Source organism: Pseudomonas sp. NPDC088429 (genome assembly GCF_044753305.1).
Taxonomy (GTDB): domain Bacteria; phylum Pseudomonadota; class Gammaproteobacteria; order Pseudomonadales; family Pseudomonadaceae; genus Aquipseudomonas; species Aquipseudomonas rustica.
Map to the genome: position 1 here is coordinate 65,884 of NZ_JBIVMX010000002.1, position 22,520 is coordinate 88,403.

The following is a 22,520-nucleotide window of genomic DNA, read 5'->3' on the forward strand; positions in this document are numbered from 1 at the left end:
TACCTCATCAATGAACGGGATTGGTTTTGCTCAGCCAGCCCAGCAGCGCTTTGTGGAACTGCTCGGGTTCTTCCATTTGTGGCGCGTGGCCCATGCCGGGGAATTCCACCAGCGTCGACTGCGGGATCAGTTTCGCCACTTGTTTGCCGAGCACGTCGTAGTGACCGATCTTCGCCTTCACTTCCGGTGGCGCAATGTCCTTGCCGATGGCCGTGGTGTCGGAGGTACCGATCAACAACAGCGTCGGCATTTTCAGGTTCTTGAACTCGTAGTACACCGGCTGGGTGAAAATCATGTCGTAGATCAGCGCCGAGTTCCAGGCGACTTGGGTCTTGCCCGGGCCTTTGCTGAGGCCGGCGAGCATGTCGACCCAGCGATCGAATTCAGGCTTCCAGCGGCCATCGTAATAAGTCGTGCGTTCGTAGTCGCGAATGCCTTGGGCGGTGACTTTCAGTTCGCGCTCATACCACTGATCGACGCTGCGGTAGGGCACGCCAAGGGCTTTCCAGTCTTCCAGACCGATCGGGTTGACCAGCGCCAGTTGATCGACTTGTTCCGGGTACAACAACGCATAGCGGGTGGCCAGCATGCCGCCGGTGGAGTGGCCGAGCAGGGTGGCTTTCTGGATGCCCAGCGCTTTCAGCAGTTGCTGGGTGTTGGTCGCCAGTTGCTGGAAGCTGTACTGATAGTTGTCGGGTTTGCTGGAGGAGCAGAAACCAATCTGATCCGGCGCGATCACCCGGTAACCGGCCTCGCTCAGGGCTTTGATCGAACTGTCCCAGGTCGCGCCGCAAAAATTCTTGCCGTGCATCAACACCACGGTGCGGCCATTGGCCTTGCCGTGAGCGGCGACGTCCATGTAACCCATTTGCAGGGATTTGCCTTGGGACTGGAAAGCGAAGTGTTTAAGCGTGTAAGGGTATTCGAAGCCCTGCAGTTCCGGGCCATACGCCGGGCCTTCGGCGGGCGCGGTTTCAGTGGCGGCATGGGCAAACAGGGGCAGGGCGGCGCTGAGGAACAGGCCGGGCAACCAGCGGTTTAACGAGTTGGACATAGGGACAAACTCCATGGAAATCGGCCGATGCTGGAATGGCCGCATTACGGCGACGTTAAACACACAGGCAATGTCGGAGGCTGATGGTTCAACCGAGCCAGCCGAGGGTTAACAGGGCCAGCACGCCATAGCGCGCGCCTTTGGCGAGTGTGACGATCAGCAGAAAGCGTCCGAGGGGTTCGCGCATGACGCCGGCGATCAGGGTCAGTGGGTCACCGATAATCGGCAACCAACTGAGCAGCAACGACCAATGGCCGTAACGCTCATAGTGCTTGCGCGCCGTGGCCATGTGTTTGGCGCTGACCGGAAACCAGCGGCGTTCCTGAAATTGCTCGATCCCGCACCCCAGCCACCAGTTGACCAGCGAGCCGAGCACATTGCCCAGCGTCGCTACCGCCAACAACCCCCACAGCCAGTAACGTTCGCTGACGATCAACCCGACCAGTAACGCTTCGGACTGCAACGGCAATAACGTTGCCGCCCCGAACGCGGCAAAGAACAGCCCGACGTATGCTGCACCCATCAATGAGCCGGGTAGTCCGCCACCACGACGTCAGCGCCGTTCTTTTTCAAACCGATCACTTGATAAGCATCGCTCATGCCATCCATTTCCATGCCCGGCGAGCCCATCGGCATGCCCGGCGCGGCGACACCGAGCAGATCATCGCGCTTGGTCAGGGCCAGCACTTGATCGGCCGGCACATGGCCTTCGACGAATTTGCCATTGATGATCGCGGTGTGGCACGACGCCAGACGCGGTGGCACGCCGTGTTGTTGTTTGAAGCTGCTCATGTCGCTCTCGACATGGTCTTCAACTTTAAAGCCGTTGGCTTCGAGGTGGCTGATCCACTTCTTGCAGCAGCCGCAATTGGCGTCGCGGTGAACTTCGATCGGGATCAGATCGGCGGCTTGCGCCAGGGAAGAAATGAACAGAGCGCTCAGGGTGAGCAGACGCAGAGAGGTTCGCATGACGGGTTCTCGAGTCGAGTGGCGGTCAAAAAAGAACGTATTTTGACCGGTTTTTCCTGCCCGGCTTCAACGGAGTGTTTCCAGTTGCTACAAGACCGGAACGCCTCGCTCCCTGTAGGAGCTGCCGCAGGCTGCGATCTTTTGATCTTGCCCCTTAAAAGCCAAATCAAAAGATCGCAGCCTGCGGCAGCTCCTACAGGGGTGTCACTTTGGTGGTTCAGCTGACTTTAAAGCGCCCCATGATCGCACTCACCCGGCTATTAGCCTCCAGCAATTGCTGCGTATTCAACTCGCTGGCCTGGCCGCTGTGTACCAGTTCCTCAACCATGTGGCGGATTTGCACCATGCTGCGGTTGATCTCTTCGGTCACGGCGCTTTGCTGTTCGGCGGCGGTGGCGATTTGTGTGCTCAGGCTGTTGATGTGGCTGACCGAACCGGCCATTTCATCAAGACCGGTGTTGACCCGCGCCGTGGCGTCGGCCGCCGACTGGCAACTGGCCTGGGTGTTTTCCATCGCCGCCACCGACGAGCTCACGCCTTGTGTAAGGCGGGTCAACATTTCGTTGATTTCCGAGGTGCTGGCTTGAGTGCGAGCAGCGAGGGCGCGGACTTCGTCAGCTACCACGGCAAAACCACGGCCCTGTTCACCGGCGCGAGCGGCCTCGATGGCAGCGTTAAGCGCCAACAGGTTGGTCTGGCCGGCAATCGCGCCAATCACCCCGAGAATCTCGGTGATGCGCTGAGCGTCCTGCTGCATGTTTTCAACTTTGTGCGTGGCGCTGGCCACTTCGTCGATCAGCGCTACAACGCTGTTGGTCGCTTCACCGACCACCACCCGCGAGCGGTCGGCGTTTTCGTTGGCTTTTTGGGTGAACGCGGCGGTTTCAGCGGCATTTTGCGCGACGCTTTCGGCGGTCGAGCTCATTTCGGTGATCGCGGTAACCGTCTGATCGGTTTCCGAGGCATGGCGCAAGAGAATCTGACTGGTATGCGCCGAGGTGCGTTGCAGGTTGTCGAGGCTCGAGGCCATGGCACCAGTGGCGTGAGTCACTTCGCCGATCATGTTTTGCAGATACGCGATAAACGCGTTGATCGAATGGCCGATCGCGCCCAGTTCATCTTCGGCGCGAATGGTGATGCGCTTGGTCAGGTCGGCATCGCCGCTGGAAAGCAAATCAATGTTGGCCTTCAACGCCTTCATGCGCGCGATCAACTGACGAATCGCGTAGACCTGCAGCAGCACCAACAGAATCACCAACGGAATCTGCAACAGGCTCAAGGTGCTGAGCACGTCATCACGCTGGGCGGTAAGCATTTTGGTCGGCAGGGCGGTGGCGAGGAACCACGGCGTGCCTTCGATCGGACGCATAAAGAAGGTGCTGTCCTGACCGTTGTTGTCGAACTCGATGCGTTGCGATTGCTCGCGGTTTTGCAGACCAGCGTTGACCTGCTTGGCGAACGGCAGGTTGCCCGCCAGCTCGCTGATGTTCTTCAGCACGATCGGGCCGCTGATCCGCGAGCTGTTGCTGATGATCTTGCCGTCTGCCTCGACGATGAGCATTTCGGCGTTGAGGTCTTTTTCCTTGCGCGCCACCAGATCATTGAAAAAGCCGAGGGTCACGTCGATGGTCGACACGCCCCACGCTACGCCGTTTTTCTGGATGGCCATGGCGCAGTTGGTGCGCGGTTCGGCACTGGCGTCGTCTTTATAGGCAGCGGCCCAGGCACATTGGCCGCGCGGGGTTTGCATGCCGCCCTTGTACCAGCTCTGGTCGTAGTAATTGGGCGCGGCGTCGCTGTTCCAGAAGGTGTTTACCGCCAGTTTTCCCGAGGCGTCGCGGTGCCAGAAAGTGCTGAACTTGTTGCGTCCGGCTTCACGTTGGCCGGGCAGCGGCCAGATACCGCCGCCGAACACTTTCAATTCGCCGTACTGGTCAACCAGTCCCGGCAACACGGTGTCGATTGCCGCGCTGTCGAGCAGTGGGATGGTTTGAGTGATGCTGCGTTGCTGTGCCTGAACCTTGTTCAATTCGCCCTGAATCTGTTCAGCAACTTCGGCGATGCGGTTGAGCACGACTTGCTCTTCGGTATGGCGCAATTTGGGCGCGACCAATTGGCTGATGCCGACCACGGTCAGCACTGACAACAGCAGAATGAACAGAACCAGAAACAGCGTGTAGCGAGCCTGAATGGTGCGGAATGCGGGCATGGAAACCGGTCCTTGAGCTGCGATTGTAGTTATGGCGCGGGGATTCGAAACAGTGCGGGTATCCCTACGTATCGTCGCGGCAAAGGGAAGCTTTAGGTACTTTCGTACTGGATTTCGAATTGTCGATCAAAGGCACGTATCGGCATTGATACATTCAAACTAACCAGTCTGTTCATTAGTGCTATAAATCTATTCTCGGCGCTCTAACAATATCGCTGTAAGCCTTTATTTAGGAGGCTTTGCAGATTTGTATCTGAAATGTACGAAATGTGTAAAAAGACCATAAATAAGTTGGAGTCACTGGTGTGCCGGCCGATACTCTCGGGCATACAAGTCGCTCAACAAGGACATTTCATGGCCATTTTTCAAGGAGTTTTCGCATGACTATCGGCATTACCGGTACCTGGCAGAGCAAGGCCGGCATTCTGGTTCGCGACACGGGTGCGAAGAAACAAGTGGCTCAGAGCGTCAAGGTGCAGCAGATGCTCACTTTGGTCGGCAACGATCCCAACGCTTTGAATGTGGCCGAAATGGACAAGCAAGGCCTGCGCAAACAGATCAAGGGTTTTGACCCGGCCAACGTGTCGGTCAAGCAATTGGGCAACCTGAGTGAGTTCTTGCGTGGCCGGGGACTGATTTCTGAAGTCACCTCCATCACACTGCTCAATGCTGGCGATAAGTTCGACCGTTTCGGCGTGCAGAAAGACCCTGACGCGCGCTTCAATGCGCTGGAGTATTTCGCGACCCAACTGGACACCATCCAGAGCAACAGCCTTAACGGCAATTTCTACGGGAAGAGCTTGATCCCCGAATTCAAGAAAGCCATCTACGTGCTGCAGAATCTGAAGACCTATGGTGACGGTAACGCCCCTTTGCCGCCTTCGGACAAGGGTGTTAAAGCCAAGGCCTAAACGCCGCAATCCTGTGGTCTGCTGAGTTTTCATCAGACCACAGGCCATCGCTCCCGCTAACGATCAATCTGTGTGGCTGCCTGCGTTTGCGTCAGTTCGTGCAAGCGTTGCATGTGCGGACAGTGGAGATGCAGCGTCCGCTGACACATTCCCCGATGAAACAACGCCAACCATCCCTCGTATTTGCCGTGCCCCGGCGCCAGTCCCGTAAAGACAAAACCGATATCGGCGAGCCGGCTCAGATCCACGGCAAAGTGCCTGGACAGTCTGAGCTTTATCGACACCAGCCAATGCGCTGGCAATTCTCGCAACTGCCTGATCAAGCCCGGACCGATCTTTTTCACAAGCATGTCGTAACGGTTCGCCTGCTTTTCCAGCTGAACCGGTACGCCGCTCCAACGAGACGTTTGATCATCGACACCGAACACGTTGCTGAGGTGGAGCATGAATGCCGCGCAACGGGTCGGCCAGCGTTGGCTCGGCAACGGTTGTTGATAGCCTGGAATGACCCGGCAACCAATGACAATCGATTCCGGCGTGCTGGCGCCGAACGGCGAGGGTACGTAGTCCGGCAGCAGCCCTGTGTTATGAAAGCCAAGGCTGGCGGCCATCCGCTGCGTGTAGGGGTGATGGGTGACTTGCTTGATTGTGACATTGCGACACCCCAACGCCTGCGCATGAGTCAGTAACTGCTCGCCCAGACGCGTGGCGATTTGTTGGCCACGGGTTTGCGGGTGGACGACGCTCAGCGCCAGTTCGGCACTGTGCGAGGCGGTTTCGCGAAACAGTGTGGCGTGGCCGAGGATCTGTTCATCGACTTCGGCAACCAGCGAATGCCATCGATGATCCGCGTGGTTCTGGCTAATCATGTGCGGCAGGTACACATGCGGTTGCACATAGTGATCACCGTAGACCTGCCTGAACAGTTGGCTGACCGCCGTTGCGTCGGAATTGCGGTAGTTGCGTAAAATCAGTGTTTCCATCACGTAAGCCCCGCAGCAGGGGGCGAGTACACGCGCCGATCGAGTACGCGCAAGCATTTTCCGGAGCGCGGATGACGTTGCAGGTCTTCGGATGTGCAACGCTGAATGCGCAGTTCCAGCAATTGGTCAGCCTGCAGTTTTTTGATCAGCGGATAGCACTCGACCAAGCGCGATTCAAGTTGCCGGCAAGCGTTCTCATCGGACGGCGGCGGGGTGGTCGCTCGCCACTTCAGACTCAATACATCCTTGTGCGCTGTCTGTTCGATCATCAGTTGCCAGTCGTCACTGCCAACGGTGTGCTGGACGATGGCGCCGATTTCGCTCGGAATCAGCGAAAGCAGGCCCACGCGCACCCGTTGGCTGCTGGCGCTGCGTCCTTTTAGGGCAAATTTACGCCGGGCGGTGCCGGCGGGCTCACGCCAGCAGGCGCGATCGCCGACCGGGTAGCGAATCAGCGGCATCAAGGTTCGATTCAGGTTGGTCAGCACTACCAGTCCCGGCTGATCACAGTCATCGATCACCGCTCCGGACACCTCGTCAATGATCTCGATAATGGCGTGCTCATCCTGCATTCGATGCTCGCCGTCATCACAGTCCAGTGTACTGGCGCCGATAAAACCGGCATCGACGCTGGCGTAGCCAATGGAGGTGATGCGGGCGTTGGGGAAAACTTGGCCGAGTACCTGCCGCTGCGAAGCAAACAAGCTTTCGCCGCCGTAAAGGATTGTCTCGACGCCCTGCAGAATCTGCCCATGACGGCTCAGCCAGGCGGCAAATGCCAACAAGTGCGCAGGCACTCCTGCCAGAACATTGATCCGATGCTGAACGATCGCTTCCGCCAATACACTGGAATCGACGTCGCCGGTGAAAGGGAATTCGGTAATCGACGTATCGACATGCGCGAGCGCGTCATGAATAAACAGAAAGCTGGCATACAAGTCGCCGGCGAAAAACAGATTGGCCACGCGATCGTCGGGCTTGAACTGCATTGTCAGACTATGACCGAAGTCTCTGACGAGCGCGTGCCATTCACTGCGGCTGTAAACGGACAACTTGCCTGCGCTGGTCGAGCCGCCTGTTTTGAACACCAGCGCCTGACTCGGTGAACCTGTCAGCACAGGCCAACGATCAAGGTCATGACTTTGATTCCAGTAGTCGACTGGATCGGTCAGTGGCAGTTGGGCCAAAGCCGTGATCGGTTGATTAACAGGGCCCAGCGTTTCTGTGTAAAAACCCGAGTGTTGACGAGCGTAGGTGATCAGCTCGTTGAGTTGATGAATAGTTTTCACGGTGTTTTCTCTTGTAATAAGTCGGCTGTTAACGCCGTGAGTCGATGAATATCGGCGTCTTGCCGCTGTGTTTGTGGCGAGTGAAGTGTTCGACGGAACAGGCTTCAACTTCGAGCACCAACAATCCGCTCTGCACGACGGTCGCGAGCGTCAAATAGCTGGCCAGGCGGGTCAGGGCCTCCTCTGATGAGAGTTCCGAGCGCAGGTGCATGCGTTCGACGCCGTCGGGTGCGTGGTCAAGCAACAGTTGGAAAGGGCTTTGCAGGCGCTCGGCCAGTTCGCTCAGGGAAATGAAATCGGTGCCGATACGAATCAGTTTTCCGTGGCGTTGCATCAGTTCGAAACGCGGCGAGAGCAGCCCGCAAGCACAATGCCCGGGCACCCAGCGACCACTGTCGCCGATGTCATAACGCTCGACGAACTGGCCCTCCCGGGCGGTTGAGGTAAAGATCAGTCGGCCGACGCCATCACCGCTCACCGCGACGTCGTCATCGAACCCGATAATTTCCAGGTGCTGGATATCGCTTAGCAGATGGAACACGCCATCGCCGGTCGCCTGGCATGCGTGGCCCAGCGGGCCCGCGTCAACGCTGCCATAGATGGCCGAACGGATGTGGGAAACGCCGCAACTTTGCAGCAGATCGCGACTTTGCTCACTGACGTGCTCACCTCCGAGAAAGACTTTTTCGATGTTGCCGTACGCTTGCAGTCGCTCTTTCTCTTTAAGGAACAAGCGGTGCAGGGTGCTCGGCATGCCAATCAGCACGTTGACGCGTTGATCGACGATCAGTTGCGCGATTTCAGCGTATTCATCATCGGCGGGGGCACCCATCGGCAGGTGGCTAACGTCGAGCAGCTCAAGCACTTTGGCGAAGCTGAAGAACCCCCCGTACAACCCGCCACTGAAGAACAGATTCATGACCCGGTCACGGCGCGGATCCAGACCAGCCGCAAATAGTCCATCGGCCGTTGCACGCATCTGCCGCTCGAAGTCGCGGTAGCTGAAACCCGCCAACGCCGGCAGGCCGCTGCTGCCGCCGGAGCGAAAATACAGTTGCGCTGCCGGATTGATGGGCTGCGAGACGAAGGCGTCTTTACTCATGATCGGCTGACCGTTGCGGACGGGCGCCAGTGGCAGTGGGTCAAGGGTTGCGTGGGTCGGCAGTGTGGTTGCGGACAGGCTGACCGACACTCGACGGCTAAGCCGTTGCAGCGCATAGACGCCGTCGTGGGGTTCGCCGTCATAGCCGTCGTGAATGACATTGACCGGCGCCAGACGGGTGACGCCGGCGCTGATCAGCGTTTGCGTCAGCTCACTGATTTGGCTGTCCTCGCACACCAGCGCGCAGCTTTGCAGGACGTTTCGCCAATTCAGCAAGGTTTCACTGATTCGCGCGCGAGGCACCGGGAAGAGCAGCAAGCTGCGAAACAACGGTGAGGGGCTCAATTGGCGGGTATGCGCCCAAATTACACGCCAGCCTGATCCGCTCCAGACGTGCCCCATCTGCCCGGCAAAACTCTGCGCCAAGCGGGTCATCTGCGTTTGGGTGGTGATTTGCGAGGCTTCTTGCAGCGTGGGTTGCAACGCTGGCCATTGCCCGGCGCGACGTTCAAAGGCCTCGGCCACTTTGTCAGCGATGTCGCGCAGAGCCGCAGGGTCATCGCTGTCCACCAGCAGCCATTGCGGGCTGGAGCACGCCTGCTGATCCAGACGACAGACCTCATCGACCACGGCATCCAGCGCCTGCGCTGATGCCGCCTCCGGTGTCATGTAAACGAAGCTGATGCGATGGCCCCAATCGATCCAGCGGCAACCGGGCGGCAGCTGTTGGCGGATGGCCCGCAACGCGGACTCTCCACCCCAGGCGGCGACGCCGTTGGCCTTTTTGCACAGCTGACCGATGTGCGCAGTGGTCACCGGTAATACGGCGATGTAGCCGGCGAGTTGTCCGCTGGCATCGCATTGCACCAGCGCTTGAAGCAGACGCGCGGTCAATCCTTGATCGCTGCTGCTGGGGCGCAGCCAATTGACGTTGCCGGCCAGCAAACCTTCAAGCACCGCGCAGAATGCCAGCAACGGCGCGTTGCCCGGCGTGATGTGCACGACCAGTCCCAATGCGCGCCAGCTTTCGAAACGTGGCTGACGGTAATCAATACGCCGCAGTGAGGTTGGTTGATCGCCGAGTTCGCGCGCAAGTTTGTGGCGTAAAACATCGTCCTGGCAGAAGTTGATCAACGCTTGGCATTGCTCGGCGTCGAGCGCGAGTGTGCTGCCGTCGCGCAATTGTTCGGCGAACCGGATTGCTGCGCTGATCACCGTTTCTGCGCGCAAGGGCATGCTCAAGCGCTGTGGCAGATCCGCATAAAGAGTGTGCAGTGCGTCATCGAGGCTACGTTGGGGATTCAGCTGTCCATTAATCAAAAACATGTCAGTGATCCCCCAGCAGTTCGGCGGCGGCCATGGCGCAACTGCGTCCGGCACTGGTGCCGGCGCGGCCATGCAGTTCAAACCAGTCACTTTCCAGGCCGCAGTTGCAGCTTTCGCCGGGGTGTAACGTGGCCAGGTCACTCATCACTACCGCATGCGCAGGACTCGACGAGATGTAGGGCGAGACGAATCCCAACAAGCCTTGCCTGCCATAGGGCAACACGCGAAAGTCACCGGGATCGCGTATGTAGACGCGTGAATACACCGGCACATGAAAGTGATGCTCAGCGCATTCGACGTAAGGCACTGCGTGCTCGACGGCTCCATAACCATCGCGACAATTCGACGGCTCAATCCCCAGTTGCCGGTGGATTTGCGCATATAACTGCGCTTTTGGGATTTCCTGCTCGGCCTGGGTTTTCCAGCCACCACCGAAAAACACCAGCGAATTCGGCGGTAACTGTAAATCCGCTACACCGGTCGCCTGCATTCGCTGCAGGGCCTGCCAGAGAAATGCGGGAAAGCCGAATATCCTCACCGGCAGGCCTTTTTCAGCGAAGGATTGCAGAGCAGCGATCACGCCAAATACATCGAACTGATGACCGTCGCCCGTATTGCGAAGGGCGTAGATCACGCGATTTTTTGGCGCAAAACGGCAGAGAAACTGATCGGTATACGCGGTTCCCAAGGTAATGCGATCTTTTGGCTCGTAGCTCAGAAGCAAGTAGTTGCATGGGGTTTCGGGAGTGTTCCAGCCGTAATGATCGAATATTCGTTCGACCATGAACTGGGCGCCAGCCAGGCTGCGTGTGTCATAGCGCATACGGCTTTGTTCGCCGCTGGTGCCCGAAGACGTCAGTTCCAGTGCGTGCTCACCGGTGCTGCTGAGCAGCAGGTGACGCTTGAAAAAACTGGCGAAGATCGGCGGCAATGTTGACCAGTCGTCCAGGCTGTCGAGGTCATGCACATTTATTCCATGACTGTTCAGCCAGTGCTCGTAACCGGGGGTGTGCCGGCAATGAAAACGACTGGTCTCGGCCATGGCTTGATCGAACAGTCCTGCGGGGGCCGAGGTCCGACAATAGGGCTGCGGCAACGCGCACAGCGCGTCGCTATAGGGCAGATGAGTCATCAATAATCCTTTATTGAGGTGGAGGTGGCGCGGTTTTCGCGCCTTGTAAAAAGCCGTAGAGAAAAGGCAAACACAGCAGGCCGCCGAAGGCTGACCAGAGTGCGAAGAATTCAACGCGTGAGCCACCGCCGCCAGCAGCAATCAGCGAGCCGCCGATGCCCATCACGGTGATCGAAATCATGCCGATCATGGCGGACACCAGCCCCTTGCTGTCATCACTGGCAAACAGTGCCATTCGATACAAAGCGGCATTGCTCATGCCCAACCCGATGGCGTACAGCGCCAGGCTGGCAATCACCGGGGTGATGGTTGTGCCAATCACTGCGCACACGCCCAGAGCCAGCAATCCAAGACTGAAAGGCCAGAGTGCCAGGCCTATCAATTCGGGTATCGAGTGCGTCAGTAATAAACGATCAAGCATCAGGTTGCCGACGATAACTGCTGAGAAAATCGGGATTTGCCAAAGGCCATATTCAACCGAAGTCAGGCCCAGCAGCTGGATCAGTAACAAGGGGGCAAGGCCAATCCAGGCAATCAACGGCAGGCTCATCAGGCCTAGCGCCAGACTTGCAGCGAGGAAACTGCGATTGGCCAGCAGGGCCAGATAACGCTGACGGGTCTGTCGCCAAGAGAAGGCCACCGGGTGTAGCGCCCGTCCGTCCCGGCGCACAGTGCCCACGGTTTCAGGCATGCAGATAAATAGCCCGACCCAGACCACGCCAGCCGCCAGCGCGAGTCCCAGAAACAGCTCGCGCCAGTTCACCCATTCCAGCAGCAGGCTGCCCAGCAGCGGCCCGAGTAAGGGCGACAACAGCGCCACATTGCCGAGTAATGCCATCAGGCGCACGGCGTCCGCCTCGCAGAAAACTTCCTGAAGGGCCGGATAACTGACGGCCACCACAAACCCCAAACCCATGCCCTGCAGCAAGCGCAGCAGATTGAACATTTCGATGCTGTCGGTTATGAAGGCAACCGCGCAGGAAATACCAAACAGTGCGCAACCCAGCAGCAGCATCGGTCGCCGCCCGCATTGATCCGACAATGGCCCGATCAGCCATTGCAGGCAGACACCGCCAATCAGGTACAGATTGAAAGCGTTTGGCACGTGACGCACATCGGCATCCAGCTCCGTCACTACCGTCAGCATGGCCGGCATGATCATGTCGCTGGCCATGTAGGTCAGCAATTCAAACGCCATTATGGCCAGACAAAATCCGATGGCCTGTCGACGGTGGATCCTGATAAGTGTCCTCTGCATAAACATCCTTGTTTGCGAGTCGAAAAAGATTCTCAAATCCTAGGCGCGCGCCATCCGGTGGCCTAACGGTTTGCTGCGACATTAGATTTCAAATGCTTGCGGCTTGTTTAAGCGCTGGACTGGCGGATCGGCGCACACAAAAATGCCCGCTTGAATGCGGGCATTGTGTGCAGTGGATCGGCTGGGTGATTTCCCTGTCGCGTTCATTCAGAGAAGAGCGGGCAGGGCGAACAATCCTGTTCTAGCGATGTTGATAATAACCAGGGCCACCCTGGTAGTAACGATGGTGATCGTCGTGCCAGCCGCCGTGGGGGAAGATGATGCAGCCACTCAGGGTCAGCACGGCAAGAACGGGAATCAGCCAGGTGATTCGACGCAGCATTTCAAAAATCCTCATGGTTACGCCGTCATGAAGCCAAAACTCTTCATCGGCTGTAACATGAGACCCAGATTGCAGCGGCGCATCCCCGTGAAACGGTAAGCGCATGGCATGCAAACAGATACAAACCGGATACATTTCAAAGTTTCAGGAAACCGCAATGACCCATAAGCAACGTTTGATTTATTCGATTCTGATTGCCGTGTCGGTACTGGCGATCATGCTCGGCCTGTCCTGGGCGCAAAACGCCGGGATGATCACTGAAAAGATGTTTCAGTACATTGCCATCGCCGTGGCGGTGATCGTGGTGATTATCAACGCCGTGATGCGCCGCAAGGTCAAATCCTGACGGCGATCGCTGTACGGATTACTCGTTGAGAACGGCCGCAGCTTGTGGATGCAGGCTGTAACTCTTGTCGGCGTTGAAGGTGATGACACCTTCGGCGCACAGTCGTTTGAGGACTTCGCGGACGCTGAGAAATGACAGCGGAATGTCCAGATCCAGCAATTGGCTGTGGACACCGCGAACGCCCAGACGACGTTCGCTTTGTGCCGCGACCAGCAGGGCGTCGATGACTTTCAGGCGGATCAGACTGGTGCGCAGACCAAAACTTTTCAGTAGCAGGCGGATCCGTTCGTTGCCGTGACGGTCGGCACGCTGCCCGAAATCGCTCGCCAGGGAGCTCATGGAAGCCCCTTGTGGCGCCTGGCTACCGTCCGATGGTAGTTGCGAGTTGTACATGCGATTACTCCTTTGCAGGGCCAGATCGGGAAAGGTTTTTGTGCTCTCTCTAAACAAGACGAATCAGCACGAGAAATCATGAAAGAAAAAATGTAGAAATTTTGTCGGAAATTCGTCTTTTCTCCGTAATTACGGCTTCAGATCGCTGTTCGGCGGCCTAAATTTTTTTTCTCGGCTTCGTTACTTGCAAAGGCTCATTGCGCGTGGACGCGTGGGTGTTTTCAGAGCGGAGCCGATGCCCGTCCTTTCAGGCCAGGCACGCCTGCGCTCTTCGGCATTTCGATCAGGAGCGAGCGTGATTATTTCCAGGCAGTTAATTGGGCTGACCCTTGCCGGTATGGCCTTCGGGCTAAGTTTTTCCGCCCATGCACTCAGTCCCGCCACTGAGGCCAGCGCCGATATTCGGCGTACCGCTTTTGGCGTGCCGCACATTCGCGCTGACAACGAACGCGGTTTGGGTTTTGGCATCGGCTACGCCTACGCGCAAGACAACCTCTGTCTGCTGGCCAACGAGATCGTCACGGTCAACGGTCAGCGCTCACGCTATTTCGGCCCGGATCAGTTCACCGTGGAAGAGCGCGAAAATCGCGTCAGCGATGTGTTTTTCAATTGGCTGAACACGCCTGAAGCGGTCAATGGTTTTTGGCAGGCACAGACTTCCCAAGTGCAGGATCTGGTCGAAGGTTATGCCGCCGGCTACAACAAATATCTTGCCGAACGTCGCCAGCAAGGCCTGCCGCAGCAATGCCAAGGCGAATGGGTGCGCGACATTTCCACTGAAGATTTGGTCAAGTTGACGCGGCGTCTGCTGGTTGAAGGTGGTGTTGGTCAATTCGCCGAAGCATTGGCGGGTGCGACACCGCCACAGTCCACTGCCCGGATCGAGCACGATCATCACGCTTATCAAATGGCCGACCTGCGCCAGCAACGTTTCGCCCTGGATCGCGGCAGTAACGCGGTGGCCGTTGGCAGCGAGCGTTCATTTAATGGTCGCGGCATGTTGCTGGCCAATCCGCATTTTCCTTGGGTCGGCGGCATGCGTTTCTATCAGATGCACCTGACCATCCCCGGCAAGCTCGACGTTATGGGGGCTGCGCTGCCGGGCCTGCCAATGATCAACATCGGTTTCAACCAGCACTTGGCGTGGACGCACACGGTCGACTCGTCGAAACACTTCACGCTCTACCGCCTGCAACTCGATCCAAAAGATCCGACGCACTACATGCTTGATGGCAAATCACTGCCAATGAGCAAGCAGACCGTAACGGTGCAGGTCAAGCAGGCGGACGGCCAAGTCGTGCCGGTATCGCGAGACATTTATAGCTCGCAGTTCGGCCCGGTGGTGCAGTGGCCGGGCAAGCTCGATTGGGATAATCAATACGCGTACAGTTTGCGCGACGCCAACCTTGAGAACGATCGCGTACTCAAACAGTGGTACGCAATGAATCAGGCTGCCAGCCTCAAGGATTTGCAGGATTCGGTGCACAAAATTCAAGGCATTCCCTGGGTGAATACCCTCGCCGTGGATGACAAGGGACAGACGCTGTATATGAACCTGTCGGTGGTGCCCAACGTCAGTGCCGACAAACTGGCCAAGTGCAGCGATCCGCGTATCGGTTTGCAGATGATCATTCTGGACGGCTCGAACAGCGCTTGCGCCTGGGACATTGATCCGGCAGCCGCGCAGAAAGGTATTTTTGCCTCCAGCCAGCTGCCGCAATTACTGCGCAAGGATTTCGTACAGCATTCCAATGATTCCGCCTGGCTGGCGAATCCGGCGCAACCCTTGACCGGGTTCTCGCCGCTGATCAGTCAGGAGGGTCAACCGTTGGGGCTGCGCTCGCGTTTTGCCCTGAATCGTCTCGCCAGCCTGAGCAAAAACGCTACCCTGGCGGTGAAGGATCTCCAGCACATGGTGATGGACGACCAGGTGTATCTGGCGGGTCAGGTTGTGCCGGATCTGCTGAAATTCTGCGCCAATGAAACAGGTACTGACACTGCTGCGCTGAAACCGCTGTGTGCCAGCCTGAGAGCGTGGGACGGCCGGGCCAATCTGGATTCGGGTCTGGGCCTGGTGCACTTCCAGAACATCATGCAAGCCTTGCAAGAATCTCCGGATATCTGGCGGGTGGCGTTCGATCCAAAGGATGCGCAAAACACGCCACGTGGTCTGGCTATTGAGCAGCCAGCGGTGGCCAAAGCGCTTCGCGAGGCCATGTTGGCGTCGGTCGCATTGAGCGCAAAAATGGGCCTCAAGTCTGACGCTCGCTGGGGCGATATTCAGGTGGTCAGCAGTGGCGGGCAACAGACGCCGATTCATGGCGGGCCGGGTACTTTGGGGATCTATAACGCGATTCAGAGCGTACCGCGTGAGGACGGCAAACTGGAAGTGGTCAGCGGCACCAGCTACCTGCAAGTGGTCACGTTCGATGAAAAGGGCCCGCACGCGCAAGGACTGTTGGCGTTCTCGTTGTCCAGTGATCCGACATCGAAGTATTCGCGGGATCAGACTGAAGCGTTCTCGAAGAAACAATGGAGCGTCCTGCCGTTTACCGAACAGCAGATTCAGGCGGATCCGCAGTATCAGATACAGACAATCCGCGAAGCACTGGATAAGACTGGAAAAGTGGCAGCGCAGTAAAAACGGCTATTGCCGACTTTAAAAATGGGGGCCGCATCCCGCAAGGGGCGCGGCCTTCAGCTTTTTGGCGGTTGTTGTGGCAGCGCGTTGATCACCGGGTCGCCATCCTTGTTGCGCGACAGATAGACCGGCAGCACTTTAGGCAGGGTGCTTGGCAGATTGTGCATCTCTTTGATGTTGTAAATGCCCCCCACGCGAATCGCACCGGTCGCGTTATCGTTGAGCATCAACGGTTTGTCCAGATAGCGATTGATCAGCGGCAGTGCGTCGTTGAGCGACAGATTGTCGAGCACCAGTTTGCCGCTACGCCAGGCCAAAGCGCTGTCGTTGGGGTAGGTCTGGCTGATCTGCGGCATGTAATCACCATGCTTGTAGCGAGCTTGCATCGACGGCCCGAGACGCAAACCATCACCCGACAATGCGGTGTTGCTGGTCACCAGCACTGAACCCTCGATCAGGTTGACCCGCACCTGGTCTTCATACATCCAGACGTTGAAACGTGTGCCCGTTACACGAATCCTGCCTTCGCCTGCACGCACGACAAACGGGTGGCTCATGTCATGGCTGACGGTGAAGAACGCTTCACCTTTTTCCAGGGTGACGCGGCGCTCGTCCTTGTAATTACTGAAGGTCAGCTCGGTGTTCAGATTCAGTTCGAGCTGGCTGCCATCACCCAGCGTGACCTGACGTACGTTGTCGGTGGCGGCGAAATGCTGATAGCTGTTGGGCAACCAGCCAAGGTTCCAGCCAGCGACTGCAGCCAGCGGTAATGCGATGGCGCAAACACCAGCGGCTACCGCGTAATGTCGCCACGAGCGTGACGGCGCGCGGCTGATCGGCACGACAATGTCAACTTCGGGGCGCGGCAGATGTTCGGCAACGTCCCAGATTTCCAGCATCGCTTCATATTCGAACGCATGCAGCGGGTGAGCATCGAGCCATTGTTCGAACGCGCGTCGCTCTTCGTCCGTGCAATCAGCCGCGTGCACACGCATGCACCAATGCGCGGCGGCATCGGTGATCGCATCGTATTCGGCTTCCGAGAGAGTGTCTTGGGTCATTGACTCGTCCTGATTTCGCACATTCTAACCTTGACGATCAGTTGCCGAGAACATCCGTCATGGCAATTACCCATCAAAGTGGAACTTATTTTTCCCTTGGGCGCCCAAAAAAACAGGACACCCTCGCGCACTATCCACAAATGGATTGAAAAAATGATCAAAAGAACTTTTGCCGCCCTGATTGCCACCGCCAGCTTGCTCAGCGCTGGCGCCGCGCTGGCAGACAAGCCCGGTGCAGGCTGGATCACCATTGAGAAAGCCATCGAAATCGTCAAAACCAAAGCCGGTTACGTAGAGGTTTACGAAATCGAAGCCGACAACAACGGTTACTGGAAAGGCGAAGGGCGTAAAGCCGACGGCGTTGTGTACGAGTTCCGCATCGACGGTGCTTCGGGCAATGTCTTGCGGGATCAGAAAGACTGACGTCACAGTTCCTTGTCTCAATCATGCGCAGGCCTGGCCTGCGCATTTTTTTGCCTGATTACGGCGAAATGACTGGTGCCGGATCCAATTGCCGGCCCATCTCGCCGATCAGGAAAGCAATCGAGTCGGCATTGCGCAAAATAGTATCAATGCGCGGATGTGGCGTTTGTTGATCGAGGAAGGCATTGCGTGCGTCGTTCAGCGTGGGGCTCAGCGTGGCGTCGAGTATCTGTCGGCTGACGTGGGTCATGTCAGGCAGTTGATCGAAGCCAATCCAGGCTTGTTGCTTATTGCTCCAGCGCGAAAACAGCTCTTGTCGCGGAGTGGCCAACGACAGCGCTTCACGCTGGAACGTCTGCTGAGTGTTTTTCATCGCGATGCCTTGGCCGGTAAGGGTCTCGATCAAATCGCTGAAGGGCCGGCGGGCTTCCAGCGAGGCAATGTCTACGGCGTTGCAGATTTGATGGGCGAATTCATGAATCAGCACGGACGCCTGGGCATGCCCGTCGACATTAAAGGGTTCGGTCAGAGAAGATTTGTACCAGTCCAGTTGCTGGGAGAAGAATTTTTCGGTGAAGTGCACCTTGCGTTGCTCATCCTCATCCAGGACGAAGGCAATCAGGTTGGCGCCGGGGTATTTGTTCGAACCAATGACGAAGCGGTCGGTGTTCATCAAGTCCTCACTCGGATCTACCAGCGCCGTGCACACCGGGACGATCGCCTGTTTTATTTTGTTGATCAGCGTGTCGTCGATCTGACTCACATCAAAGAACTGTTTGAGGAAGCGATCGAGTCGGGTGCCGACCGGTGCACTGCGCAGTTGTGCCAGATTATGCAAGCTGTTGAATGCGTAATAGCGGGCCATATCGATGGCCTGCACCAGCATCCGCGCTTTGTCCGGGTGTTTGCGGCGGATGGCCTCCATGCCGAGTGCCTCGATGTTCAATACCAGCCGGCGTTCGCGGTCGGCGGCGAAGCGGTTGTACATCTTGGACATCGCCTTGCCGTAATGGACGGTGTGCCGGTCAGGGTCGAGAATCAGCTGAGTGCCGATTTTTATGAGCGATGGCCCGTGGGTCTGCTCATTCAGCAACTGCCAAACCGGGCCGGGTTTTTCGACGCGATAAACCTTACCCGCGACAGCCGCGTAGGTGCGCTTGTCCGTGGTGTTGAAGTAAGTACCGGTGTCGAGTTGGTGGCTGAGGTCTTTCAGGGCAACTGCGTTGCTTTCAAAAGGGTGCAGTTCGGTGCGCGATGGTGCGGTGGGTTTAATCCGATCAAGGTGCGGTGCCGCCGGCACTGATTCCTCGGGCACGGCCGTCGATTCTGCAGACGCCTCGATCGACAAGCGTCCCATGCTGACCATTTGCAGTGCGCCTGCAATAAATGCGTGTAGCGCGCGATTCCAATGGTGATCCTGTAAATCCTCTGCCGATTCCTTGAAGTCCTTGTAGCTTCGCCACAGAAAGGAGAGGTAGGCGAGCTTGCCCGGGAGGATGGTGGATATCAGTTTGATACCCCCACTGAAGAGTTTTTTTGCAGCTTCCCAATCAGACTGCGCGGTACTTTTCAATTGGCTCGCGAGCAGGTGGGGCAGCAGCGAAGTGTTGTCGTCGTAGAGATGGTGCAGAATATTGCCGGTGAGCGGACTCATCGCCAATGTCATTTCACTGACTTCGCCAATGCTCGAGTGCAGCAGTCCGTGCAGGGACGCTTGCTGGTTTTCGGGTGCGCGTCGAATAAGCTGATTTTGCAGGCTACCCGGTGTATTCAGCGCGGCGATCAGGTCGCTGTCTGTTGCAAACTCTCGAAACACCTCCTCGTCATAGGGTGCATAGAGCACTCGCAGACTATCGTTTGCGCCGATGACATACATGCCTGGTATTTCAACGGGTATAGCTCGTGGCGTCTTGATCAGCGACAACGGGGAAATAGTTGCGTGTGCGCCTTCTACGGTTGCGCGGGCCTTGCCGTCCGGCATGTCCAGAACTTGCGTTACCAGGTTGAAAGCTTTGTCAGACAAGCGTTGCTGCAGCTTCAGAGCATGCGCGTGTTGCAACAATTGCCAAGGTAGCTGGCGGTGAAAACGCTGTTTGCGAACGTCTTGCGCGAGGGCATCAGTAACGGTTTTTGCGTAGGCGCTCGGAATCTTCAGCGACGCCAGCATTTTTTTGACGACGGATTGATCGAGTCCTGGCGGTAGGGCTCGACTGGTTTTCGAGGCCACGCTGAAGCCGGTGCCCTGGGCGATATTGATGTGATTGAGGGCAAACTCGGGAAGGCTTTGCGCAGGTCCGGCGAGCGCCAGACTGGGCGTGATTTCTATTCGTTGCGGCTCAAGGTGGCTGCCGGGGAATTGCGCGTCGAGCAAAGTTTTCAGCGTTGCCTCTACGTAGTTCGACAGAGAAGGAATGCCGTGCAGATAATCCTTGTCGTCCGTCACGCTATTGCGCCACTGCTCCAATAACTCGAAGTGCAGCTGTTGCTCGGCAAGCGGCGCCATGCCTAGCCAGGCCGGCAGCAATTGCTGCTGCCTGATGGCTTGGGCAACATCCGCGGCGCGTTGCAAGTTGGTTTCCAGCGGTGCTTTGCTGAGCAAAGACAGAGCCTTTGTCAGTCGAGCGGAATCCTTCAGGCGTACACGTAATTGTTCGCAACGAGCCAGATAGTGATCAATGGCCGATTGCATGCAGGTCTCCAGCACATTGCCCTCGATCAGTTGCAACGAGCCTAACGAATACCGGCGGTGGAGCAGTTGTTGTGACGGCCGAAGGTTTTCCAACAGAGGAAGCCGTTGAACGCTGTCGAGAAGCCGGAAGTTCAGCGCTTGTCGGGCGCGGAGGATGTCGTCAAACGCTTCCAGTCCCCAGGCAGGTGTCCACAAGATCACGCGTCCGGAGTGTTCTGTATCGAGACCGCCGCGTTCCGTCAGCAACACACATTGATCGAGGGGCAGTGGTTTTGTCTCTCCGGAGCAATTCACTGTCAGCGACCATGCATCGGGGCGAAAGCCATTCAGTGGACGACGGTTGCTGCGTGTCGGCTGGTCGGCATCAAAAACGTTATCGACTATCGCCCTCTGTGCTTTCTGGAGCGTGCCGTAAATCACCCGCATGCGCGCTTCGCCACAAATACCTACGAACAGGGCATGGGCCAGCCTCGGTTTCATTTGCTCAAGGTAATTGCGCTGCGACGTTGCTGGCGTGAGTGGTTGCGCCGCGAACTCGACAACGATGGGCGCTTTGACGTCGGCGAATGACTTGATTGCCAGTCTGGTTTTGTCGGCTAATACCCACGAAGGCTGTTCGCGCCCGAACAATGCCGGGCGGGTACTCCAGCGCTCGTCGGCGTCGAAGTTCAGTAACTGCTCGTGGAGCATCGTGCGAATGTCCAGCGCCTTGTCGGCCAGCGCATGTATGTCAACGGCACCATCGCTGTGGCGAAACACCTGCAAGGCGTAATCAATGTTCTGCCGTTGTTTGGTGATGATCAACTCGAACAGCACTTTGAAGATCTCGCCGGAAACGATTTCCCCTGTCACTTGCGGGCGGTCGTAGCCGATGAAACGGTTGCGTTCCTCCAGATTCAACAGGCCGTACAGTTCATCTTCGTGTCCGACGCTCCTGAATTTCCTCAGCAAGGTCTCCTTGAGATCGAGGTAGTCCTTGAGCACCTGCAAGCCCTGTGTAGGGGTGTAGAGATAAGCGTGGTCGTGGCTGATCATCAACGAGCCCGCCAGCTCCACGTAATTGGCCTGGTATTCCCACATCCGCACCGTTTCGATGGTCGGCAGCCGAGAGGCGGAAGGCAGCGGCTCGATCATTTGGTGCAGCGTGACGAATTGCGCGGCACCGATAATATTGGTTTCGCGTTTGAGCAGCAGTTCGGCCCGTGCCTGATCATCCAGCGCTTGAGCGAAAAAGTCGCGACGGGTAGAGCCGTCGGCGCAAGGGGCCTGCCAGTAAGCTTCGAGTTGCGCAAACAACAACGCGGCCAATTTTCTTGAAGCGCTGAGTACGGCGTTCTCCCAGAGCGCTTCATCCCCGGATCGCGGCGTCATGGCCGGGTTGGAAAATTCGTGCAACTGGCCGGCCGGCCAGCATTGATTGCGGTAATACATCAACACGGCGTCGTTCAGGCTCATGGAGTCCAGCCAGTGTCGGGTTTGATCGTTGTCGGGATTGAGATAAAAACTCACACGTGTAAGGCGATGTTGCAGGCCGGGAAAAGCGTTTCCAAGCAATCCATCCATGACCTGTTCAAGCAATGCGTTGAGTGAGGGTAACTGTTGCAACTCGACAAGCATGGCTTCAGCGTTCACGCGTTGCGCCTGTCGAATCAAGGCCTGCTGATCATCGAATACATCGCCAGAAATGGTTTCGAAGGTGACCCGGATGGCCGCTGAATCCAGTAGGCGTTTGCGCCGGGATATCGGTAAAAAAGCCAACAACCGTTCGGCGTCGCCGGAGGAATTCAGGCGTTTTTCCAATTGCTCGACGAGATCGACGCGACTGTAGTGTTTTTTGATGCCTTCGTAAGGGGTGTAGAGAATCTCGCCGCGGTCGTTCGGTGTGGCGCCAAGAAGAAAACTGCCCACCAAGGGTTCGGCGGGGGATTCGTCAGTGTTGAGTAAGATGCGCTGGGCCAGCATCGGCGGCACTTGTTCACTGCGCAACGCCTGAGTAGCCAGTTCAATATGGGCCAGCCAGTCGAAATCCTTGCTCGACAAACCGTGGGTTCGGCCCAACTCAGCCCAGAGGCCGGGAGACTTCAAGGTTTCTGGAAACAACAACGGGGAAAAAGGTGCGGACATGCGCGAGTCTCGACAGGGCGCATCGGTAGCGCCGGAAGATAGAGTCGCTAGGTTATGGGGCGAAAGAGAGATGCGTGCGGTACATAGTTACCGCACCCAGTGCCCGAGAGTGTGCCAGTCTGTGACGCCGTTGCCCTCGGCAAGGGTTGACACGCTGCCTTACAGGCGTGATTAATCGATTCGCGAATTCGTACGCTGTTGTTCCCTCCAATAATTAATCTGGAGCTT

17 protein-coding genes are annotated in these 22,520 nt (G+C 57.3%); 4 read left to right on the plus strand and 13 right to left on the minus strand.

The features are described from left to right. Nucleotides 1-7: 7 nt before the first annotated feature. From ACIP66_RS01855 to ACIP66_RS01870, 4 genes are all read right to left on the minus strand, one after another. Nucleotides 8-1,054 (minus strand): alpha/beta fold hydrolase, encoded by a 1,047-nt coding sequence (locus tag ACIP66_RS01855; protein WP_400644806.1) that lies wholly within the window; start codon nucleotides 1,052-1,054, stop codon nucleotides 8-10. An 88-nt stretch (nucleotides 1,055-1,142) separates the two neighbouring features. Further along, complete coding sequence (locus ACIP66_RS01860; RefSeq protein WP_400644808.1) at nucleotides 1,143-1,577, minus strand: YqaA family protein; 435 nt, start codon at nucleotides 1,575-1,577, stop codon at nucleotides 1,143-1,145. Beyond that, on the minus strand, nucleotides 1,577-2,023 hold the full coding sequence (locus ACIP66_RS01865; RefSeq protein WP_053120558.1) for a DUF411 domain-containing protein: 447 nt from the start codon (nucleotides 2,021-2,023) through the stop codon (nucleotides 1,577-1,579). The genes ACIP66_RS01860 and ACIP66_RS01865 overlap by 1 nt, the downstream gene beginning before the upstream one ends. 217 nt (nucleotides 2,024-2,240) lie before the next feature. Next, nucleotides 2,241-4,232, minus strand: a complete 1,992-nt coding sequence (locus ACIP66_RS01870) for a methyl-accepting chemotaxis protein (RefSeq protein WP_400644811.1) — start codon at nucleotides 4,230-4,232, stop codon at nucleotides 2,241-2,243. 380 nt (nucleotides 4,233-4,612) lie between these two features. Here ACIP66_RS01870 and ACIP66_RS01875 point away from each other — a divergent pair, with 380 nt between their 5' ends. After that, nucleotides 4,613-5,143 carry a hypothetical protein gene (locus ACIP66_RS01875; protein WP_159812401.1) on the plus strand — a complete coding sequence of 177 codons (531 nt, stop codon included), beginning with the start codon at nucleotides 4,613-4,615 and terminating at the stop codon, nucleotides 5,141-5,143. A gap of 56 nt (nucleotides 5,144-5,199) precedes the next feature. On the opposite strand, the gene ACIP66_RS01880 is transcribed toward ACIP66_RS01875, so the two are convergent. The 6 genes from ACIP66_RS01880 to ACIP66_RS01905 form a co-directional block, all read right to left on the minus strand. Beyond that, nucleotides 5,200-6,126: a GNAT family N-acetyltransferase gene (locus ACIP66_RS01880; RefSeq protein ID WP_400644814.1), complete on the minus strand. Its 927-nt coding sequence runs from the start codon at nucleotides 6,124-6,126 to the stop codon at nucleotides 5,200-5,202. Then, nucleotides 6,126-7,415, minus strand: a complete 1,290-nt coding sequence (locus ACIP66_RS01885; RefSeq protein WP_400644817.1) for a phenylacetate--CoA ligase family protein — start codon at nucleotides 7,413-7,415, stop codon at nucleotides 6,126-6,128. Before ACIP66_RS01885 ends, ACIP66_RS01880 begins: the two co-directional genes overlap by 1 nt. 28 nt (nucleotides 7,416-7,443) lie before the next feature. Beyond that, nucleotides 7,444-9,843, minus strand: a complete 2,400-nt coding sequence (locus ACIP66_RS01890) for an aldehyde dehydrogenase family protein (RefSeq protein WP_400644819.1) — start codon at nucleotides 9,841-9,843, stop codon at nucleotides 7,444-7,446. Nucleotide 9,844: 1 nt separating this feature from the next. Beyond that, nucleotides 9,845-10,975: an acyl-protein synthase gene (locus tag ACIP66_RS01895; protein ID WP_400644821.1), complete on the minus strand. Its 1,131-nt coding sequence runs from the start codon at nucleotides 10,973-10,975 to the stop codon at nucleotides 9,845-9,847. Nucleotides 10,976-10,985: 10 nt separating this feature from the next. After that, the gene (locus ACIP66_RS01900; RefSeq protein ID WP_400644823.1) at nucleotides 10,986-12,233 is read right to left on the minus strand and encodes an MFS transporter; all 1,248 of its coding nucleotides are present in this window, start codon (nucleotides 12,231-12,233) and stop codon (nucleotides 10,986-10,988) included. A gap of 241 nt (nucleotides 12,234-12,474) precedes the next feature. Further along, nucleotides 12,475-12,615, minus strand: a complete 141-nt coding sequence (locus ACIP66_RS01905) for a hypothetical protein (protein ID WP_400644826.1) — start codon at nucleotides 12,613-12,615, stop codon at nucleotides 12,475-12,477. A gap of 157 nt (nucleotides 12,616-12,772) precedes the next feature. On the opposite strand from ACIP66_RS01905, the gene ACIP66_RS01910 reads away from it, so the two are divergent. Next, on the plus strand, nucleotides 12,773-12,961 hold the full coding sequence (locus ACIP66_RS01910) for a hypothetical protein (protein WP_053120542.1): 189 nt from the start codon (nucleotides 12,773-12,775) through the stop codon (nucleotides 12,959-12,961). 18 nt (nucleotides 12,962-12,979) lie between these two features. On the opposite strand, the gene ACIP66_RS01915 is transcribed toward ACIP66_RS01910, so the two are convergent. Further along, the gene (locus tag ACIP66_RS01915; protein ID WP_053120540.1) at nucleotides 12,980-13,354 is read right to left on the minus strand and encodes a fe2+ zn2+ uptake regulation protein; all 375 of its coding nucleotides are present in this window, start codon (nucleotides 13,352-13,354) and stop codon (nucleotides 12,980-12,982) included. Between the two features lie 295 nt (nucleotides 13,355-13,649). Between ACIP66_RS01915 and ACIP66_RS01920 the strand changes: the two genes are divergently transcribed. After that, the gene (locus ACIP66_RS01920) at nucleotides 13,650-15,995 is read left to right on the plus strand and encodes an acylase (protein WP_400644830.1); all 2,346 of its coding nucleotides are present in this window, start codon (nucleotides 13,650-13,652) and stop codon (nucleotides 15,993-15,995) included. A gap of 56 nt (nucleotides 15,996-16,051) precedes the next feature. On the opposite strand, the gene ACIP66_RS01925 is transcribed toward ACIP66_RS01920, so the two are convergent. Then, complete coding sequence (locus ACIP66_RS01925) at nucleotides 16,052-17,056, minus strand: FecR family protein (RefSeq protein WP_400644832.1); 1,005 nt, start codon at nucleotides 17,054-17,056, stop codon at nucleotides 16,052-16,054. Nucleotides 17,057-17,209: 153 nt separating this feature from the next. On the opposite strand from ACIP66_RS01925, the gene ACIP66_RS01930 reads away from it, so the two are divergent. Next, nucleotides 17,210-17,479 carry a PepSY domain-containing protein gene (locus ACIP66_RS01930; RefSeq protein WP_053120534.1) on the plus strand — a complete coding sequence of 90 codons (270 nt, stop codon included), beginning with the start codon at nucleotides 17,210-17,212 and terminating at the stop codon, nucleotides 17,477-17,479. Nucleotides 17,480-17,537: 58 nt separating this feature from the next. Here the strand turns inward: ACIP66_RS01930 and ACIP66_RS01935 are convergent, their stop codons facing one another. After that, on the minus strand, nucleotides 17,538-22,292 hold the full coding sequence (locus tag ACIP66_RS01935; RefSeq protein ID WP_400644835.1) for a dermonecrotic toxin domain-containing protein: 4,755 nt from the start codon (nucleotides 22,290-22,292) through the stop codon (nucleotides 17,538-17,540). Nucleotides 22,293-22,520: the final 228 nt, after the last annotated feature.

Coding starts and splice junctions, on each gene's coding strand:
- ACIP66_RS01855 (WP_400644806.1), bottom strand. CDS start 1,054: ATGTCCAACTCGTTAAACCGCTGGTTGCCCGGCCTGTTCCTCAGCGCC.
- ACIP66_RS01860 (WP_400644808.1), bottom strand. CDS start 1,577: ATGGGTGCAGCATACGTCGGGCTGTTCTTTGCCGCGTTCGGGGCGGCA.
- ACIP66_RS01865 (WP_053120558.1), bottom strand. CDS start 2,023: ATGCGAACCTCTCTGCGTCTGCTCACCCTGAGCGCTCTGTTCATTTCT.
- ACIP66_RS01870 (WP_400644811.1), bottom strand. CDS start 4,232: ATGCCCGCATTCCGCACCATTCAGGCTCGCTACACGCTGTTTCTGGTT.
- ACIP66_RS01875 (WP_159812401.1), top strand. CDS start 4,613: ATGACTATCGGCATTACCGGTACCTGGCAGAGCAAGGCCGGCATTCTG.
- ACIP66_RS01880 (WP_400644814.1), bottom strand. CDS start 6,126: ATGGAAACACTGATTTTACGCAACTACCGCAATTCCGACGCAACGGCG.
- ACIP66_RS01890 (WP_400644819.1), bottom strand. CDS start 9,843: ATGTTTTTGATTAATGGACAGCTGAATCCCCAACGTAGCCTCGATGAC.
- ACIP66_RS01895 (WP_400644821.1), bottom strand. CDS start 10,975: ATGACTCATCTGCCCTATAGCGACGCGCTGTGCGCGTTGCCGCAGCCC.
- ACIP66_RS01900 (WP_400644823.1), bottom strand. CDS start 12,233: ATGCAGAGGACACTTATCAGGATCCACCGTCGACAGGCCATCGGATTT.
- ACIP66_RS01905 (WP_400644826.1), bottom strand. CDS start 12,615: ATGCTGCGTCGAATCACCTGGCTGATTCCCGTTCTTGCCGTGCTGACC.
- ACIP66_RS01910 (WP_053120542.1), top strand. CDS start 12,773: ATGACCCATAAGCAACGTTTGATTTATTCGATTCTGATTGCCGTGTCG.
- ACIP66_RS01915 (WP_053120540.1), bottom strand. CDS start 13,354: ATGTACAACTCGCAACTACCATCGGACGGTAGCCAGGCGCCACAAGGG.
- ACIP66_RS01925 (WP_400644832.1), bottom strand. CDS start 17,056: ATGACCCAAGACACTCTCTCGGAAGCCGAATACGATGCGATCACCGAT.
- ACIP66_RS01930 (WP_053120534.1), top strand. CDS start 17,210: ATGATCAAAAGAACTTTTGCCGCCCTGATTGCCACCGCCAGCTTGCTC.
- ACIP66_RS01935 (WP_400644835.1), bottom strand. CDS start 22,292: ATGTCCGCACCTTTTTCCCCGTTGTTGTTTCCAGAAACCTTGAAGTCT.